The 654-nt window shown below is 42.4% G+C and carries 1 protein-coding gene; it reads right to left on the bottom strand.

The genetic code is table 11. The features are described 5' to 3' along the window. Positions 1 to 654, bottom strand: a 654-nt coding sequence (locus tag AC1EU0_RS19180) for a DUF6242 domain-containing protein (protein WP_480304378.1), incomplete at both ends; no start/stop codon positions are given.

Raw genomic sequence — 654 nt, 5'->3', positions numbered from 1 at the left:
GCTTGTAAACCTGCAATTGACCAGATTTTCCCCTTGAACGACACAATATTGTTATATCGTCTTGAGGTAAAGGTTGGCGTATTTTCAGCTGCTGAGTCGTTAAAATGATGCCACGTATATTGTTGGGTGTTGGCATTCTTTTTCACGTAGTACTTGCGCCCATCTTCATCTATGACCCATAACTGATTTTTATCAATCACAAAATGCGGTGATCGTACGTTACTCGGCAGCGAGGTTTTTACCCAGTCAGCATTGCTGTCTGCACTTTGGGCATAAAAAACATCTTTACGACCGCTGTTAATGAGCCACAGTTTGTCATCAAAAACTTTTAAATCAAACTTATCACGTGAACGCATTGGTGTTGTTGATGTATTTTCTGTCCATTGCTTACCATCAACTGTGCTCCACAAGTGTGAACGGGCAGAATCAAGGCTAGGACCTTCGCCACCAAGCAGTATTAACTTACCATTAAATGAAACCATCTTAGGTAGAAACCGGCCTGCAGGAGAGTTGGTACCTTCAACTTTTTGCCAGTTTATCCCATCCTCACTGATCAATAACTCGTTTGAATAAGTCTCTCGCCTGTTTTCTCGATAAGAACCGCCAAATACCCACAATTTGCCGTTATGCTCTGTAATTGCCGCTCCTGTACGT

This window comes from Parashewanella sp. 2210YD4-3 (genome assembly GCF_056591735.1).
This window is presented reverse-complemented; position numbering and strand designations above follow the sequence as displayed.